Annotated in this window: 14 protein-coding genes; 5 read left to right on the top strand and 9 right to left on the bottom strand. The window is 39.6% G+C overall.

Annotation, left to right across the window (positions count from 1 at the left end):
* Positions 1–828 precede the first annotated feature (828 nt).
* A complete protein-coding gene (locus tag FW757_RS19465) occupies positions 829–1116 on the bottom strand; it encodes a hypothetical protein (protein ID WP_182740086.1) in 288 nt (95 codons plus the stop codon).
* A 224-nt stretch (positions 1117–1340) separates the two neighbouring features.
* Between FW757_RS19465 and FW757_RS19470 the strand changes: the two genes are divergently transcribed.
* Together FW757_RS19470 and ykgO are read left to right on the top strand one after the other, a co-directional pair.
* The gene (locus FW757_RS19470) at positions 1341–1592 is read left to right on the top strand and encodes a type B 50S ribosomal protein L31 (protein WP_145236032.1); all 252 of its coding nucleotides are present in this window, start codon (positions 1341–1343) and stop codon (positions 1590–1592) included.
* 2 nt (positions 1593–1594) lie between these two features.
* Positions 1595–1738, top strand: a complete 144-nt coding sequence (gene ykgO / locus FW757_RS19475; protein ID WP_149980141.1) for a type B 50S ribosomal protein L36 — start codon at positions 1595–1597, stop codon at positions 1736–1738.
* A 72-nt stretch (positions 1739–1810) separates the two neighbouring features.
* On the opposite strand, the gene FW757_RS19480 is transcribed toward ykgO, so the two are convergent.
* Positions 1811–2200, bottom strand: a complete 390-nt coding sequence (locus FW757_RS19480; RefSeq protein ID WP_182718730.1) for a cytochrome b562 — start codon at positions 2198–2200, stop codon at positions 1811–1813.
* Between the two features lie 149 nt (positions 2201–2349).
* Between FW757_RS19480 and FW757_RS19485 the strand changes: the two genes are divergently transcribed.
* Complete coding sequence (locus FW757_RS19485; protein ID WP_446441584.1) at positions 2350–3402, top strand: ABC transporter substrate-binding protein; 1053 nt, start codon at positions 2350–2352, stop codon at positions 3400–3402.
* A 28-nt stretch (positions 3403–3430) separates the two neighbouring features.
* Here the strand turns inward: FW757_RS19485 and FW757_RS19490 are convergent, their stop codons facing one another.
* The 5 genes from FW757_RS19490 to upp all read right to left on the bottom strand — a co-directional run bounded on the left by FW757_RS19490 (position 3431) and on the right by upp (position 10241).
* Entirely contained in the window at positions 3431–5203 is a 1773-nt protein-coding gene (locus FW757_RS19490; RefSeq protein WP_446441585.1) for a sugar phosphorylase, read from the bottom strand.
* 68 nt (positions 5204–5271) lie between these two features.
* Positions 5272–6492, bottom strand: a complete 1221-nt coding sequence (locus FW757_RS19495) for a glycosyl transferase (RefSeq protein WP_149980138.1) — start codon at positions 6490–6492, stop codon at positions 5272–5274.
* A complete protein-coding gene (locus FW757_RS19500; protein ID WP_446441586.1) occupies positions 6485–8227 on the bottom strand; it encodes an HAD-IIB family hydrolase in 1743 nt (580 codons plus the stop codon). Before FW757_RS19500 ends, FW757_RS19495 begins: the two co-directional genes overlap by 8 nt.
* A 149-nt stretch (positions 8228–8376) precedes the next feature.
* On the bottom strand, positions 8377–9609 hold the full coding sequence (locus tag FW757_RS19505; protein WP_182718725.1) for a uracil-xanthine permease family protein: 1233 nt from the start codon (positions 9607–9609) through the stop codon (positions 8377–8379).
* 2 nt (positions 9610–9611) lie between these two features.
* A complete protein-coding gene (gene upp / locus FW757_RS19510; RefSeq protein WP_145236059.1) occupies positions 9612–10241 on the bottom strand; it encodes a uracil phosphoribosyltransferase in 630 nt (209 codons plus the stop codon).
* 201 nt (positions 10242–10442) lie between these two features.
* On the opposite strand from upp, the gene FW757_RS19515 reads away from it, so the two are divergent.
* Positions 10443–11285, top strand: a complete 843-nt coding sequence (locus tag FW757_RS19515) for an ABC transporter substrate-binding protein (RefSeq protein WP_182718724.1) — start codon at positions 10443–10445, stop codon at positions 11283–11285.
* A gap of 1 nt (position 11286) precedes the next feature.
* Here the strand turns inward: FW757_RS19515 and FW757_RS19520 are convergent, their stop codons facing one another.
* Positions 11287–12258 carry a Gfo/Idh/MocA family protein gene (locus FW757_RS19520; protein WP_182718723.1) on the bottom strand — a complete coding sequence of 324 codons (972 nt, stop codon included), beginning with the start codon at positions 12256–12258 and terminating at the stop codon, positions 11287–11289.
* 1 nt (position 12259) lies between these two features.
* Entirely contained in the window at positions 12260–13210 is a 951-nt protein-coding gene (locus FW757_RS19525; protein ID WP_182718722.1) for an oxidoreductase family protein, read from the bottom strand.
* A 193-nt stretch (positions 13211–13403) separates the two neighbouring features.
* Between FW757_RS19525 and FW757_RS19530 the strand changes: the two genes are divergently transcribed.
* Positions 13404–13580, top strand: coding sequence for a DUF6435 family protein (locus tag FW757_RS19530; protein WP_182718721.1), 177 nt, complete (start codon positions 13404–13406; stop codon positions 13578–13580).
* The last annotated feature ends 251 nt before the right edge of the window (positions 13581–13831 follow it).

Consider the following 13831-nt stretch of genomic DNA (forward strand, 5'->3'; position numbering starts at 1 on the left):
CGCCACGCTCATTTTTCTGTATGATATAGTTTTAACAAATAACCTAAGGTATTACTATCATCAAGTTTTCTAAAACTTTAAAGAAAAGTTAAATAAAACAATATGCGCGCGTCGCTCATTTTCATGAATATATGCGCAAAGAGCAGTTTTACTAATCAATTAACGACGATATTTAGCCACTTTCAATGACTGGTTGGACTCACAGCTCAAAGCAGCCCTTTAGTGCAATTATGTTAACTCATCTTGGGGCAGAGACGAGTTATATACATAACCCGCCTCTGGCACTTTTCTACCTATCAAAAATAGAGCTATTCGTCATTTTCACTGGCTTTTATTCGATGGCTCAGATAACCACCAAACAACACCCTGCTCTTTTCGTTAAAACTTGTTGCTGCTTGTAATTGTTTTCGCATTATCCACCATTAGATCACGCTTATTGTCCAAAGGGTTACGCTGTCGAAATGGTCTATGTGATACCGTACTGGTTTTGTTCTTTGTCGTGCTCTGCTGCGAAGGTGCATTAAAATAAGCTCAAGCTATCTTAACTTTATACCAATCGTGTTAAGTTACTGACCATTTATAGCGACAGATAAATACAGTGATAACAAGGCGTAAATTTTGACATGCAGTTGTTCTAATTGAAAAAATTATAACGCAGTTAGCGCTTTATTTAGCTCGCTAGAATGGTTAAATATTTAAGTCGATTGGTATTACACCTTGCCTACTAACAAGCTGAGTTTGTGCAGCATTTGGACCAGCTATAATAGCAAGAAATGCAAATTGCCTTATAAAGATTAACTCTGAACCAATTTATCCAATATGTAAAAGTTACTCTTGATGCTCAAACTGACCGCGATATACTTCAAATACTTTTAAAACCGTATGTTGCGCTTTACTAAGGCCATCAAACCAAGCATCAAAAATTTCATCATCGTCTTGATCACTTAATGCCAAATACTGTGCAAGCAATTCAACAATGTCATTATGGGTGCAGCTTAATGGGTCTATTTGTTGTGCTAGGACACTATGATCACGACTACGTAATGTCTCCATGACGCCCTGATCTATTTCCTGACTTTGTTCACTACTATGCTGTTGCTGGGCTGATCCACTCATAATAATCTGACTCCTATTCTTGATTACTTATTATTTATAACAGGCTAATTCCCAATAGCTAGTTTTTTTAAATCAACTGCTGATTTTTTAACTTGTTTGTGTGAATAAACATCAAATCAGCTACTTTACCAACAACTCAAAAATAGTATTTGCAAAGAATTCTTATTTACTATAAATTATAGTGATAATATCACATAACATTAATTTCCAGTAAAAGGCTATTTATGAAACCTAATATTCACCCTGATTACCAAACGGTTGCTTTTCATGACACGGCCGCCGATAGCTACTTTATTATTGGTTCAACAATTAAAACTGATCGAACCGTTGAGTTAGATGGCAAGACATACCCTTACGTACCTATTGATGTATCAAGTGACTCACATCCATTTTATACCGGTAAGCAAAAATCTGTTGCAACAGATGGTCGAGTTGCTGCGTTTAATCGCCGCTTTAAAAACTTAGGGAGCAAATAATCATGAAAGTCTTGAGTTCATTGAAAAGTGCTAAAAACCGCCCGGGATGTCAAATTGTCAAACGCAAAGGACGCGTTTTTGTGATCTGTAAAGACAATCCACGCTTTAAAGCAGTGCAAGGTATGAAAAAGAAAGGAAGAAAATAAACAACTATCACAGACTGTACACCTTGATATAGGCGTACAGTCTTTAAGGCTAAACTTAAATACAATCTAACACTACTTACCGAACAACAGCTCCCAAAACCCTGGTGGCTCATGCAGTTTATGGTATTGCTTACGGAGCCCATCAATGGCTTTTAACGGTCCTTTGGCTGCTTCGAGTCCTTGCTCATTCGCTAATTTTTTTGCAAGTTCAGCTTTTGCGATCACTTTATCTAAACCTTGCAGTGACTGCTCAGCCTCTTTGTGAAAAGTGGCTGTTTTACTTCGCTTAACCAATATCATAAATTCATCGATCGCGGTATTAAACTCCTGTAGTTGTGTTGCTTCAACAGTATGCTTGAACGCAAGCCCCATATTCTTCATGTTGGCTTCAAGATCTAAATCGTCGTTAGCAAATAAACTCGGAACAAACAGCAGTGCCACAAGACACAGAAATACTTTCATAATAATCCTAACAGTTACAACTCAAAAAAGATGAAAAATCATTATACACTCCAGCAGCTATGAATATAACCTTACTCTAAGTGTGGTGAAAATTAATTTTGTGTTAGAATTCGTTTTTGTTGATGAGATGTGTTTTGGGTTTAGAGCGAATGCGAAGATTAAAAAAACAATTTCTGATTTTCTTGTTGTGTTTAATAATTAGCCCTTCTAGCTTTGCCAAATTAAACATTACCTTTGTAAATCCTGGTTTTGCAGATTCATCAGATGAAATAAACACAACGGGTAACTTTTGGTTCAAAGTATCTAAGATTATGCTAAATGCGGCGGATGACTTAGATATAAACTTGCACATAAAATACGCGAATCGTAATCATATCTTAATGAAAGAACTTATTAGGCAGGCAATTAAAGACAAGCCTGACTATTTAGTTGTGGTAGATGAAAAAAGCGTTGTCAGTAAATACTTAGCAAAATTAAATACCAGAAATATCCCTATTTATTTTTTATATAGCCGACCTGCTATCGGAAAATTTATATCATTAAAACGAGCTGGCGTTAATATTATTGGCAGCCTCATACCGGATAATTATGCTGCAGGGGAAGCTCTTGCACAACAGTTACTTATAAAACACACAACCACATCAACTCAACCTGCTAATATACTCGCTCTGATGGGTGATTATACAACGCCTGCATCGGTAGAACGTGTTGCAGGCCTAACTGAATTTGTTGAGCAACATGAAGATGTTAACTTTATTGGAAAAGAGGTTGCCAATTGGTCTGAACAGGAAAGCTATATAAAAACGTTAGCGTTTATGGAGTTTGCTCCTGAGATCAATATTATTTGGTGCGCAAATGATGCTATAGGATTTGGTGCAAAACGGGCATTACAAGCGCTCAATAGTGCACATAAGGTAGTTGTTGGTGGGATGAATTGGGATTCTGTGCCACAAGGTATCGAAGCATTAGACATAACATTGGGTGGTCATGTGCTATTAGGTGCCTATGCACTTATTAATATAGTTGATCATCATAATGAAAATACTCGAGTTCCCCTAAATCATTCATATTTATCCATATTCAGTAACCTTACTACTGAAACCATACCTCTTGTAAAGCACATAAATGAAACTGATTTAGCCGACATTGATTTTGCTCAATTTAGTAAAACTGTAAAGGGGATTTACAGCCCTTTACAGTAACTCTGCCGTTTTCCAGTAAAATAGCTAACTATTGTCGATTCGATAGCCATAGCGGCTGATAAGGCGCAAGTTCAATACTTTGTTGCCCCTGCTCTATTGCCTGAGCAGAAATAAGTTCAAACCACTGCTCAGTATCAATTAAGTTCAGATCAGCTAATAGCAGAGTCTGAGGCTCATCGCTAATGTTATAAACACAAAAAACACTTTGCCTACGGTCTATACTTTGACGCCAAAAACCAAATAAAGCACCGGTTAAATGTAAGGTAAATTGCGTCGCATTAGGGTGAAAAGCATCTTGCTGCTTACGAATAGCCAGTAAATTATTGATTTGAGTAAACACGTGATAATGATGACTTGATTGATCGGCAAGCTTTTCAAGTAGTGCCGACTCTTGCCAACGATGACGGTTAATACAGCGGTTATGCTGGCTATTTTCAAAGCTTTCATAATCATTGGTGGTACCAAGTAAACTATGAATATAAAGCCCAGGAATGCCTTCGAGGGCAAACATAATAGCATGAGCACAGGTAAAACGTTGTAAGCCCCACTTATCCACGCCTTTATGAGTGCCTTGTAAGGCATCAAATAACGCAATATTAAGTTCATAGGGTGAGCTGGTGCCATTATTCGCTGTGCGCATTGACACCTTTGCGCCAAAGCGACTAACCGTATTGACCATTTGCCCTAGTTCATCCTCGTCAAGCAACCCTTCGACAGGACGTAAGCCAATTCCATCGTGAGAAGCTATAAAATTAAAGTAGGCAGTACCATTTTGCGCTGGCGGCATGCTCATCATCCAATGTTTGAGCGCTTTACTGTCACCACTGAGCAAGGTATGTAATAACAAAGGCGGCAATGAAAAGTTATAAATACAATGTGCCTCATTGGCATTACCAAAGTAAGATAAATTTTCACGATTAGGAATGTTTGTTTCAGTGATTATAACTGCACTTGGCTCCACATGCTCTATTAGCGTTCGCAGTAATCTGATCACTTCATGTGTTTGCGGTAAATTAATGCAAGAAGTATTAAGTTCTTTCCATAAAAAAGCCACAGCATCAAGGCGAAATATCTTTATACCATTATCCAAGTAATGGCGAATAATACCTACAAATTCATTAAGCACTAATGGATTAGCAAAATCTAAGTCAACTTGATCTGGGCTAAATGTGCACCAAACATGGCGCTCCCCTAGTGCCGTTTGCACTGTATTAAGTAGCGGTGATGTTCTTGGTCGCACAACGTCAGATAGATCGTCATTTAAGCTAGCTGTTTTAAAGTAGCTTAACCCCGGCTCTTTGCCCTGAATAAAGTTTTCAAACCAACGACTGCGACTAGAGCAGTGGTTGATCACTAAATCAGCCATTAGCTTTACATCTTGAGCTATTCCTTGAATATCATCCCAACTACCAAGAGATTCATTCACTTGTACATAGTTCATTACCGAAAAGCCCTCATCAGAGCTATAAGGATAAAAAGGTAATATATGCAACGCGTTAATCGTTCCCGCACACTGGTTTTTCATAAACCGATGAAGGGTATGTAACGGTGGTTCACTCGGTACCGCAACTGCTTGATCTGCATCGCGATAACGCATAATTGAATCGCCATAAGCAATCAAAATTACATCTTGCTGATCCCAGCGGTTTTTATGCGGCGTAGGGTCTCGAACCGGGTCGTCTCTTAACATGGTAGTGATCAACATGCTTGCAAGCGCATCAATACTCATACATAAGTCAACACCCTCATATATACTCGTCAGGTGCTGTTCAACCCGTTGTTCAAATAACGCTTTACTCATTACCCTACCCCGTTGTTTATACTAATTTTTAATTATTTATCTGTAATTACTTCTCTGCTTAAGTATTATTATGAAAACTCTTTATTATCAAGCTCTACTGCTTCTTCTAAACGCGCAAACACATCTGGCATTGCTGAAGCAACTCGGTTCCAGCTTGGCACAAATGGCGCTTCCATTGGATACTGTAAAAAATGCTCACCTGCGTTCATAATGTTTTGCGCAAACATTTCTACTGCTTTTTCTTCTTGATGAATATCGAGTTTTAAGCCGTTCATCATGGCATCGTTATGATAAGTTTCAATAAAATCCAGTGCGATACGATAATAAGTTGCTTTAAGTGACCGAATGGTTTCCGTGGTAAATGTCACTCCTTGCGTGGCTAACTTACGAAACAGCGCTTTGGTGATATCTATCGACATTTTTGATAAGCCAGCCGCTTGATTATCCAGTGACAGCGCTTGGTGTTTATGATCATAGTTATCTGCAATATCTACTTGGCACAAGCGATTGTGTGAGTAGTTACGGTACATTTCAGACAGTACGCCAATCTCTAAGCCCCAATCGCTAGGAATACGAATATCGTTGAGCACATCACGGCGAAACGAAAATTCCCCCGCCAGCGGATAACGAAATGAATCCATATATTCAAGGTAGTCAGTGCTGCCTAAAATGGTTTTAAATGAACGCAATAAAGGAGTAACGAGTAAACGCGATACACGGCCATTGATCTTGCCATCAGCAGTACGAGGGTAAAAGCCTTTACAAAATTCATAGTTAAAGCGCGGGTGAGCAACTGGATAAATTAATCGCGCTAATAAACTACGGTCATAAGTTAAAATATCACAATCATGCAGTGCTATTGACTCAACTTTTGCCGTTGCCAATTTATAACCCATGCAGTACCACACATTACGGCCTTTGCCGAGTTCACGCGGCGCGACGCCTAACGCTTGCAACTCTTTATCGAGTGCTTGCAAACGTGGCCCTTCGTTCCAAAGCACGCGGTGATGTTGGTCAAGCTCTGCAAAAAATTGTAATGCATGACGATACTGACTCTCATCGGCCCTGTCTAAGCCAATCGTAATTTGCGACAAATAAGGAACATGTTTCAATTCTTGCACAATATTTTGTAATGCAGAGCCCTCAAGTTCACTGTACAAGGAGGGTAAAATCAAGCCCATTGGCCGTTGTTTTGAAAAGCTAACGAGTTCAGCTTCTAGATCAGCCAGCGGACGGTCGGCAATATTATGTAATGTTGTTATGATGCCATTTTGGTAAAAATCAGCCATGTGATTGCTCCTGATTAGACGCTAATTGCGCTTTGATAACACTTAGATCTGCTACTTCATCGAGCCAACCTTGTGGGGCTGGGTGTTCACTAACACGCCATGGTTTGTGGGATAATTTTGCCTTGGCTTTACTGGCAGGATTATTAATTAAAATCGCGATATCTGCGGCATCCAACATCGCCATATCATTTTGGCTATCACCCAGTGCAATAGTAGTGAAAGCATGACGACAATGTTTTTTAAATTGCTCTACTAACCAGTTTTGCGCTTTACCTTTATTGGTACTGCGATTTAAATGAATAAAACGCCCGCCTATTAACACTTCATAACCAAGCGGTTTTATTGCTTCTAAAAAGTCAAGTAGCTGTTGCTCTGTGCCTTGCCAAAAAAGCGGATCTGAATATTCACGAATACGGGCAAGTTCGCTTTGTGCTAGGCTCAAGTCTGTTATCTGACTGACTTCTTGCGCTGATAATTGACTGAACAAACGGTAATAAGCACTAAACTCGCTACCGTATTCAAGTAATTCACTGTACAACTGCTTATTGGTTGGCGAAAGCGCATAACGCCAGTGTTCATCCAGCTCTTCGCAGCCAATTGGTTTTAATGAAAAATAATTTTTTGGGATATATACAGCCCCGCCATTTTCAATAATAAACGGCTGGTTTAACCCAAGTGATTTTTGCAGTGCGATTACCTCTGCAAACGTTTTGCTGGTATTAAAAACTACAGCGATACCTGCGCGACTCAATTGGCTTAAAAACGGAGCAATCTCAGTACATTGGTAATCGTTATGATCAAGTAACGTACCGTCTAAATCAGTGAAAATAAGTGGCATTGCAACATCATCAGCGCGAAGCTTCATGGCACTAATATCACGTACTTTATCTAGGCTCAGTAATGCATCGGCCTGCTCTGGTAACTGAGTTAAATTTTCTCGCGTAATACGTTCAAAATGAGAAATAAATCGCACTAATTGTTGCTCATCGAACGTTCCTTGGCCTCGTCCTTTATGCGACAGTAATTTTTGCTCTTGCTCTAATCGCCACCCATATACATCGGCAAATGACGGTGCTTTTAGCATCACGGTATAATCAATCATTGCAAAAATATCTTGGTATTCATTCGCTAAACAACTGTTTACACAGCGTCGCCAAATACCTTCAGGATCCTCGTATTGTTCTAATTGATTAACTGATTGATGTAATTGATAAGGTTGTTGCGCTATGCTACCAACACACCAACCTTCAAAAAAAATGATATCAACAGGCTGTTTATTAGTAGGCCATAACGCTTGCGTAACTGGATCATCGGTTTGTTTATCAAACTGTGGCAAAGGCACCCCTACTTCACCTGCAAGTAACGCGGTAAAAGTCTGCTGCATAAGTGCTGTATCATGGGTACCTGGCACACCACGCGTTGCAAATAACGGATGTACATCTTTACTTAATTGTTGACGATGCGCGTGGCTGTGATAAAAATCATCAATCGACATCGCAATACTATTAAACGCTGTATTACAGTTGATCCAAGTAACTAAAAAATCTGCTAATGTCGTTTTACCTGAGCCTTGGCAACCATTGATTGCCACCAGCATTGGACCATCAGTTGGTTTGCTGTGGAGAATATCTTCAGCGAGTGGGACGAAATACTGTTCACTCAAATACTGATATTTGAGTGGCAGCTGATGTTTTGCTAAAAATGGGGGGATATCCACAATATTTGTCTCTTGCATTAAACGCTCCTGATCAGTATGACACTGTTAATGAGGTAAATGCAGTTACTAGACCAGTTTTATAACTTTATATTTTTTAGTTAGTTAAAAAAATAGCGCATATTAAATGCGCTATTTTGGTGCAAATCATTAGCTGAATGTGCAAAATATTACGTTGGCTTATCAGCCTTTGGTAACACTAAATTAAGCACTATGCCTAAAATAGCGCATAGGCTCACGCCTTGTAAGCTAAATTCGTTGCCACCGATATGCATACCACCAATGCCACACACTAAAATGAGTGCCACAATACTGAGGTTACGTGGAGCCGTTAAGTCTTCTCCACTTTTCACTAACGAATTTAAACCCACCACAGCAATTGAGCCAAACAGCAAAATCATGATCCCCCCCATCACAGGTACTGGTATGGTTTGCAAACCAGCGCCCATTTTAGCCACAAACGCTAAAATAATGGCGATAATGGCAGTCCACATCATCACTTTAGGATTAAAGTTACGCGTAAGCATCACTGCACCGGTGACCTCTGAATAGGTGGTATTAGGTGGCCCGCCGAATATAGACGCTGCAGTAGTAGCTAATCCATCACCAAACAAGGTGCGATGTAAGCCCGGTTTTTTCAAATAGTCTTTATTGGTGACTTGGCTAATCGCCATCATATCGCCAATATGTTCAATAGCGGGGGCTATTGCCACCGGCACCATAAATAACACCGCTTGCCATTTAAACTCAGGCCAAGTAAAAGCTGGCATTGCAAACCACGGTGCATTAGTAACAGCATCAAATTGCACGATCCCTAAATATAGCGATAAACTGTAACCTGCGATGACTCCAGCTAAGATAGGGATCAGCTTAAATACACCTTTGCCCCATACCGCGAAAATTAGCGTCACTAACAACGAAAATGCCGCCACCCAAATGGCTTGCTCGTACGCAATCAACTGAATTGAACCATCGCCGCTTTTACCCATTGCCATATTAACTGCAACAGGTGCCAGTGCTAAACCAATTACCATGATCACCGGACCGACCACAACTGGTGGTAATATTTTATGCAGGGTAGCTACACCTTTTAATTTCACTAATAGACTTAACAACATATAAGCCCCGCCTGCAGCCATTAAGCCCCCCATTGTGGCAGGCACACCCCATAGCTGCACGCAGGCAATAATAGGGGCGATAAACGCAAATGATGAAGCTAAAAATATCGGCACCTGACCTTTAGTTACCAAATGGAACAGCAAGGTACCAATACCAGCCGTAAAAAGTGCCACATTTGGATCAAGCCCCGTTAATAAAGGAACTAACACCAAGGCACCAAAGGCGACAAATAACATTTGCGCCCCAGTTAAAATTGTTTTGATTGAAAAGGTAGAGTTATCCACTGTTAGACAGTACCAAAAATTTTATCGCCAGCATCACCAAGACCAGGAATTATATAGCCTTTCTCATTTAAGTGGCTGTCTAATGATGCGGTAAAAATCTCTACATCAGGATGAGCTGCAAGGGTTTTTTCAACCCCTTCAGGTGCGGCAACCAATACAATCACTTTAATTTCTTTACAACCCGCTTTTTTCAGCATATCGATAGTCGCAATCATCGAGCCCCCAGTTGCGAGCATTGGATCAATAACGAGGCTCAAGCGCTCATCAATTTTGCCTACTAACTTTTCAAAGTAAGGAATTGGTTCTAATGTTTCTTCATTACGTTGCAGGCCCACAACACTGACTTTTGCAGCAGGCAGTAACTGCATAACACCATCCATCATGCCAAGGCCAGCACGTAAAATTGGCACAACAGTAATTTTTTTACCTTTGATGTGTTCAACATCTAATTGATTACCATCCCAACTGGTAATTGTTACTTTTTCCAGTGGCAGGTTTTTAGTCGCTTCATAGGTTAATAATGTACCCACTTCAGACGAAAGCTCACGGAAACTCTTAGTACTAATGCCATATTCTCGCATAAGGCCAAGTTTATGTTGAACAAGTGGGTGGTTAATTACATGAATAGTCATAATAGCGCCTAAAAGAAAAATAAATTGCGCTTATTTTAGCTTAAAAAATTCCATCAGACTTTAAAAAAGCATGATCAGTGCAATAAAAAAATTATTTTATGTTCCTAATACAGCGCTTTATCTCATTTAATCCGATAATTGTCATTTTCAACGCAACTACACTATAATAATAGCTATGAATAATTTGCTCACATAGGTTTTATGTCAAAGTTTGTTATTGGGCTCTTGATTGGTATTTTAGCAATAATGCCTTCATTAGCGATGGCTAAAAAACCATTAAAGGTGCAAATGATGACCGACTTTGCATCACAGGAAAATGATGATCCATTTAACATAGCCACTCAATTTTTGCTCGATATTGAAAAGCAGCTCAATGGTGCAATCGCGTTAAACTTTATCACAGCGAGTAGATTAAGGGAGTGGCAACAATTGCATGCAATGAAAGATGTGTGTTTGTACAATAAAGTCAAAACACCTGATCGCCTTGAAAATGCATTATTTAGTACCTCCCCAATTATGGCTTTTCCGGCCAACCGCTTAGTGGTGTATAATCATCCAGAACTGCCTGAAAATATTAGTTTAAATGATGCGGTAAATAAATATAATCTCACCATCGGCATTGCTTCAGGGCGTTCATATGGTCACGAAATAGATAATTATATTACCAAGCATCCTAAATCATTTATGAGCTTAGGCGGCACAACAGGTGCTTATCGCCTTAGTCAAATGCTATTTCAAAATAAGTTCGATGCCGTTATTGAATACAGATCGGTGTTTACTTCTCGTCACGGTACAGATCCAAGCACAGAAAATATCCGCTATCTCAGCCTAGACGACACGAATCAAACAGTGTTTGGCTATATTGCATGCTCGCAGTCAGAACAAGGAAAGCAAGTGATTGCATTATTTGATCAAGCATTACAAACGCCTGAAATCCAGAAAATAATCATTAGTAGTCACACACAAATATTTGCACCGCCGGAGCAGGCGCTGATATTACACGCATTACAAGATGCTTTTAACGTAGCAATACCTGCACGCTGATTTAGTTGTTTAAAATTTGCTCCATCACCCAACTAGTATGTGCGGCCGAATGACCTGTTGACGGATGTGTAATATTTTCAAATAATGACGAGGCCATATTTTGCACATGATATTGTTGAACATGAGGCGGGTTTTCAATGCTCAGTTGTTGCTGACCACTTTCGTTAATAACCGTAATTGCTTGCTCATCAAATACGCTAAAGCTGATCTCGCCCTTTTCACCGTATAAAGTAACAACATCAAAACGAGAAAAACCACCAAAGTTCCAACTTCCTGAGCCGGTAATACCGTTTTTATGCTGCCAACACGCAGTGATTGCATCAAAAGCGCCATATAAGTTTTGCTGGTTTGTCGCCAGTCCTTTCACTTGTTCATAATCACCAAATAAGTAACCAAATAAATCGAGACCATGGCTGGCTAAATCATCAAAATAACCTCCTGGTGCGATAGTTTTATCGGTACGCCAATTGTAAACACCTGATCTATCTTGCTCGCTGGAGGCTTTACTTAAGTGCCAATTAATATGTCGCACCTGGCCGATTTCGCCCGTGTCAATCAGGCTTTTTACTTTATTAAAGCGCGGTAAAGAACGTCGATAATACGCGACGAACAAGGGAACATTTTTACTGCTGAAAGCTTCAAGAATAACTTCACTGTGAGCCAATGTAGGCGCCAGTGGTTTTTCAATACAACATGGTTTGCCCGCAGCAGCAACTTTTAGCGCAAGCTCCATATGGCTATCTGGAGGCGTTGCGATATACACGGCATCAATATCAGAACTTACGATCAATTCATCGGCCGTTTTAAATACCATAGGCACGTTATGGCGTTTTGCGTAATCTTCAGCGAGTGCGGTATCTCGTCGAGTAACGCCTTGCAACACAAAACCTTTCGTATTTTTATACGCAGGGCCACTTTTCACCTCGGTTACAGCGCCACAGCCAATCATTCCCCAACGGATCTGTTTCGTCATTCTACGTTACCCCAAAATTTGTTTTTGTAATTTGATATTGCATATAAGCATTAATTTTTACGTGTTCTGGACTCCAGCCCATTAAAAATCGGTAAAAGTCAGCCCATACAACTGGCCATAAGGTTTGCCATTCGTTAATAGCAGCATGGCTATATGCGCTTTTATCAAATATGTGCATGGCGTTGGCAAAATATTTAAAGTAATCGGCTAAGTAATCATCAGCTCTTTGTTGTAATTGCTGTTCATTTAAACAACTACCCAAAAAGTACATAACGTCAATAACACCTACTCCAGCGCCAACATATTGAAAGTCATATCCTAAAACTTCCATAGTCGAACTATTAACAGCGAAGTTCGCAAGTTTTGCATCACCATGAATAAGCGTTTGATACTGACATGCCCGAATAGTTTGATCGATGCTGTGTGCTTGTTGCTTGATAGCACAATCTGCCATTTTTTCATACTCGTCTGGCCGAGTGGCTAAATGCCAATAACTCCCCTGCGGCCATAAGCCATCAGCTTTGACTTGAAAATGAAAAGCATGAAAATACGCCAACCACTTAATAATGGCTGTAACATGTGTATGGATTGGTTTTGCGTTTACAAAGCCACACTCTGTAAAATCAGCAAACACTAAGACTTTGTGCTGCTCATGTTCTATGGCATTAAAACACCTTAAAGCACCTGCTCTAGATGGTAATCGCGTCGCATAATGCTGATACCAATAAAATTCGACTTCATAAGAGTGACGCTTTCGGTTAATTGCAAACTCAGTTTGCGAAATTCGCGGATGATTTATGTGATCGGGCACACTAATCGCTTTAATGACGCAGGCTTTACCGTCTAAACGACAACGCACTATTTCACCACAGCCACTCCATAAAGCAGTGATTGTTTCAGTGATTTTAATATTTTTATAATGAAGACCAATTAATGGCAGATAAAAAGACATACGCACCAATATTCATAAAACACCTAGTATGACATAAACATTTTAAGATTAAAGCGCTTACAGGCAACACAGCTCACTACTTAACTACATGTTAGCAATCATTATCTTTTGCCAGCTTACTATTTCAACATAATGTAAACCAATGCATTGATTGAAACGTATCAATCTGCACCAGTTATTAAACGAGTAATATATGTTTTCATTCTTTAAGAAAGACCCAACTAAAAAGTTACATAAGCAGCTTTCTATAAAACTAGAACAAGCAATGCATGCCCAACGTAATGGCGATATACGCAAATACTCAGAACTTTCCTTTGAAGCAGATCAAATAGACAAACAAATAATAGAAATAGAAAAACAAAACAAGTAAATATAATATTTAGCCCGCAGTCTAAAATTATGAAATGGGGCTTTTTATTGAGCCCCGAGAATCGTGGTTGAGTCAATTCATACAAATCAGCCCTTTACACAAACTCACCCTCACTATTTCAACTACTTATCCTGACACCTAATGGTGCTGGGCTAGATTGAATGACCTGAACACAAAGAGCATCCTAGCGCTTGTTAGGGAAGGAATAATTTTATTAACATAGCGAGAAACGTTGAGGCACTATGAGTAAA

Source organism: Pseudoalteromonas sp. 1181_04 (assembly GCF_052850545.1).

What these genes read in the sequence shown, in the direction of transcription:
- FW757_RS19465 (WP_182740086.1), bottom strand. Translation starts at nt 1,116, where the DNA reads ATGAGTGGATCAGCCCAGCAACAGCATAGTAGTGAACAAAGTCAGGAA.
- FW757_RS19470 (WP_145236032.1), top strand. Translation starts at nt 1,341, where the DNA reads ATGAAACCTAATATTCACCCTGATTACCAAACGGTTGCTTTTCATGAC.
- ykgO (WP_149980141.1), top strand. Translation starts at nt 1,595, where the DNA reads ATGAAAGTCTTGAGTTCATTGAAAAGTGCTAAAAACCGCCCGGGATGT.
- FW757_RS19480 (WP_182718730.1), bottom strand. Translation starts at nt 2,200, where the DNA reads ATGAAAGTATTTCTGTGTCTTGTGGCACTGCTGTTTGTTCCGAGTTTA.
- FW757_RS19485 (WP_446441584.1), top strand. Translation starts at nt 2,350, where the DNA reads ATGCGAAGATTAAAAAAACAATTTCTGATTTTCTTGTTGTGTTTAATA.
- FW757_RS19490 (WP_446441585.1), bottom strand. Translation starts at nt 5,203, where the DNA reads ATGAGTAAAGCGTTATTTGAACAACGGGTTGAACAGCACCTGACGAGT.
- FW757_RS19495 (WP_149980138.1), bottom strand. Translation starts at nt 6,492, where the DNA reads ATGGCTGATTTTTACCAAAATGGCATCATAACAACATTACATAATATT.
- FW757_RS19500 (WP_446441586.1), bottom strand. Translation starts at nt 8,227, where the DNA reads ATGCAAGAGACAAATATTGTGGATATCCCCCCATTTTTAGCAAAACAT.
- upp (WP_145236059.1), bottom strand. Translation starts at nt 10,241, where the DNA reads ATGACTATTCATGTAATTAACCACCCACTTGTTCAACATAAACTTGGC.
- FW757_RS19515 (WP_182718724.1), top strand. Translation starts at nt 10,443, where the DNA reads ATGTCAAAGTTTGTTATTGGGCTCTTGATTGGTATTTTAGCAATAATG.
- FW757_RS19520 (WP_182718723.1), bottom strand. Translation starts at nt 12,258, where the DNA reads ATGACGAAACAGATCCGTTGGGGAATGATTGGCTGTGGCGCTGTAACC.
- FW757_RS19525 (WP_182718722.1), bottom strand. Translation starts at nt 13,210, where the DNA reads ATGTCTTTTTATCTGCCATTAATTGGTCTTCATTATAAAAATATTAAA.
- FW757_RS19530 (WP_182718721.1), top strand. Translation starts at nt 13,404, where the DNA reads ATGTTTTCATTCTTTAAGAAAGACCCAACTAAAAAGTTACATAAGCAG.